Annotated in this window: 4 protein-coding genes; all 4 read right to left on the minus strand. The window is 55.7% G+C overall.

Annotated elements, in window-relative coordinates; translation table 11 throughout:
* Nucleotides 1-508, minus strand: a 508-nt coding sequence (locus VAE48_RS05195; protein ID WP_322792256.1) for a cobalamin B12-binding domain-containing protein, incomplete at its 3' end; no start/stop codon positions are given.
* Between the two features lie 60 nt (nucleotides 509-568).
* The gene (locus tag VAE48_RS05200) at nucleotides 569-946 is read right to left on the minus strand and encodes a MerR family transcriptional regulator (protein WP_322792257.1); all 378 of its coding nucleotides are present in this window, start codon (nucleotides 944-946) and stop codon (nucleotides 569-571) included.
* Between the two features lie 93 nt (nucleotides 947-1,039).
* Nucleotides 1,040-2,029 (minus strand): MerR family transcriptional regulator, encoded by a 990-nt coding sequence (locus tag VAE48_RS05205; protein WP_322792258.1) that lies wholly within the window; start codon nucleotides 2,027-2,029, stop codon nucleotides 1,040-1,042.
* Between the two features lie 128 nt (nucleotides 2,030-2,157).
* The coding region (locus VAE48_RS05210; RefSeq protein ID WP_322792259.1) for a cytochrome P450 at nucleotides 2,158-3,271 on the minus strand (1,114 nt) is incomplete at its 5' end.

Consider the following 3,271-nt stretch of genomic DNA (forward strand, 5'->3'; position numbering starts at 1 on the left):
GCGCCACAATCTCAGCGGGTGTGCCGCCCAGGTAAACCGCTGGCACATTTTCCGGCAGCTGATGATCCAAAAAAGCCCGCCCGCCTAATACCACAACCGGCTGGGGTTCGGGGAACTGCTTTAAAATCTCCGGCAGACGGGATAACTTAACAGCCGAGTCCTTGCGAGTGGCGGTAAACAACAAAAGACGCGGCTGCAGGTGTAAGAGGGCTTCTTCCAACCGATCAAGCGGCAGGTCCTGTCCAAAGTATTTGACATCCCAGCCGCGCCAGCGCAACATGACCACCAGCATAAGCAGACCGATCTGGTGCAGTTCTCCCGGCGCGCAGGCAGCCACAATCACTCCCGGGCGGGCCGGCGGCGCCGAAGCCGAAAGCATGCTCATCAGGTACTGCATGCAAAACTGGGTGGCGTAATGCTCAACCGCAATCGGCAGTTCACCGCGGTGCCAGCGTTCGCCTAACTCCACCAACACGGGGGTGATAATATACACCAGCACCTGATCCACGGAATACAGTGAGAACGAACGCCGCAGGATTTCTGTGGCAGATTCCTCGTTGAAGTTGATCTACGCGTTCAAAAACTGCTGCGAAAGCGCGTCCAGCGAAGCGGGGCGCTCCGGTTGAACCACCGCTTGCTCGGTCAGCGGGTCCTTGCCCATGGCGCGCAATTCGTGCAGGTATTCCACCGCCCGCCCAATACTCATCCCGGCGTCCACATGGCGCTTCAGCCATTGCAACAACCGCAAATCATACTCAGAATATAAACGGTATCCTTGATCGCCACGCGAAGGGCGCGGTAAACCGTAGCGGCGTTCCCATGCTCGCAGGGTAACCGGCAATAGACCCACCAGGCGCGAAACCGCCTTGATGTTATACACCGGAACATGATGGGGATTTACCAGCGCCGGATCATCCATTCCAAAATTAACCTTTTCTTTTTCCACAATTTTCACCTGTAACTAATCTATCATAATGAAACGGGCTGGAATTTACAATGCCGATTCAAGGTTTGTACAACCTGTCGGCATTTTTTGACCTCAGACAGTTTCGGCAACGCTGCTGCGCGAAGAAACCTTGCGGCTGTGCGAAAGCAGTTCGCCCACTTTTTCAACGGCCTGATCCAGGGTTTCTCCAAGGAAAATGCCGGCAATTTGCTTTCTCAATTGAGGTTTGTAATTAAAAGCACTGCCACCGTAGCCGAACAGGGGCGTAGGCCGCAGGCGATTAACTTTTTCCTGCATGCGCCTCAATTCCAGCGCAGCCGATTCCATGCTGGCGCTCAGGATGATCATGTTTGGTTTTTCGTAGCGGGCGTAATCCACCAGATCATCCAGCGGGATATCCGGGCCAAGGTACTCAACCCGGTAACCCTCACTGCGCAGCAGAACCGCCATCATCAGCGCGCCAATCTCGTGCTGTTCAGTAGGTGCGCCGCCAATCAACAGGTGGGGAGCACCGCGCCGGCTGGGATAGGATTGTAACAATGTCAGCAATTTACCCCGCAGATACGAACTGGCAAAGTGCTCGGTGGTGATGCGGATATCGCCGCGGTACCAGGCCTCGCCAATTTCCACCAGTGCCGGCCCAAAAATTTGGGTGCAGACTGTCATGATGTCATACCCTGCCAGCACCTCTTTGACGATTTCCCCGCTGCGCGCCTCATCATGCTTGATCAATGCTTTATACAGTTGATCCGCATAAACTTCCGGTGCGGTATCCGGGCGGACACGCTCGACCGCTGGCATGGTCGGTACTGCCTCCGGCCAGACGCCGTTACGGGTCATACTGCGCAGTTCACTGATGGCATTGCTGATGGATACGCCTTCGTCAATCCGTTTTTTCAACCAGCGTAAAATGGCCACATCGCGGTCCGAATACAAACGATAGCGGTTATCGGAACGGTGGGGAGTGAGCACCTCATGCCGCCGCTCCCATGCTCTCAATGTGACCGGTCGAATACCGGTTTGGGCAGCCACTGCTTTGATGGTGTATTTTGGATCATCGGGGAAATCGGTTATGGTCTTCATGCCTGCGTCCTTTCAGTCGGGTACCTGCGTTTTTGCTAATGCAAAGTTGTACTAACCTTGTACACACTAATAATATAGCAGGTTTTACAAGGTTTGTACAGTACCCTTGTACAACTCTAATACAACTCTTAACTTTGTACTTTACGCAAACGCATCGGCAAGCCGTCATGCGGCCGCAGCGTAACCAGCGGGTCAACCTGAACCGGTTCGTGGGTTGCCAGTTCCAGGCGATAATGCTGGGTCACGGCTGCGAGAATTAAGACGCCTTCAATCAGGGCAAAATTGTTGCCAATGCACAGGCGAGGGCCACCCCCAAAGGGAATATACGCATAGCGCGGAATTTTCCGTTCATTGCCATCGGTAAACCGCTGCGGCAAAAAGGCTTCGGCATCTTCCCAAAACTGAGGATGACGGTGAATAACGTACGGGCTGATCACGATCAAAGCCCCGGCGGGGATTGTCTGACCGTCGAACACATCCTCGCCGAGTGCCTTGCGGGTGATCAGCCAGGCCGGCGGGTAGAGACGCAGCGCCTCTGAAAAAACCGCGGCAGTGAACGGCAGCCGTTCCAGATCCGGATAGCAGGGAAGACGGTCAGCGGGAAGTCGGGCGTCCTCCTCCCGCATCTGCTCCCAAACCTGGGGGTGCTGCGCCAGCAGATACCACGACCAGGTCAACGCGCTGGCTACCGTTTCATGCCCGGCGATTAACAGCGTAATGATTTCATCCCGAATTTGGCGATCGGTCAAACCGCCGCTATGGCTCTCTTCATCGCGTGCATTGAGCAGCATGTCCAGCAAATCATCGTATCGGTTACCGCTCCTGCGCCGATTCTCCATGATCTCATAGACGGCCTGATCGAGCTGACGCAGCGCCTTGCGGAAAGATAGATTTTGCGGAATCGGCAGCCAGTCGGGCGGGGCAAAGGGATTTTGAGCGCGGTAGATGACATGATCGAGAGCCGTTAACACCGCCCGGGTCAGGCGGGGGGCATCCGTACGCAGGTCAATCGAAAACAAGGCTTTCCCCACAATTTCCAGCGTCACAGCCATCATCTCGCGGTCAACGTCCAGCACATCGTCCGAAGCAACTCGCTGCCAGCGTTCCAGCATCGCCTCAACCGCCGGCGCAATGACCTCATCAAGGCTGGCAAGCCGCGAGCGCGAGAAAGCGGGTTGTTCCATGCGGCGGTGGCGCAGCCACTCTTCTCCATCACTGGTCAGCAGTCCCCTGCCGGTGATC

This window comes from Bellilinea sp., assembly GCF_034432615.1.
Classification (GTDB): Bacteria; Chloroflexota; Anaerolineae; order Anaerolineales; family Anaerolineaceae; genus Bellilinea.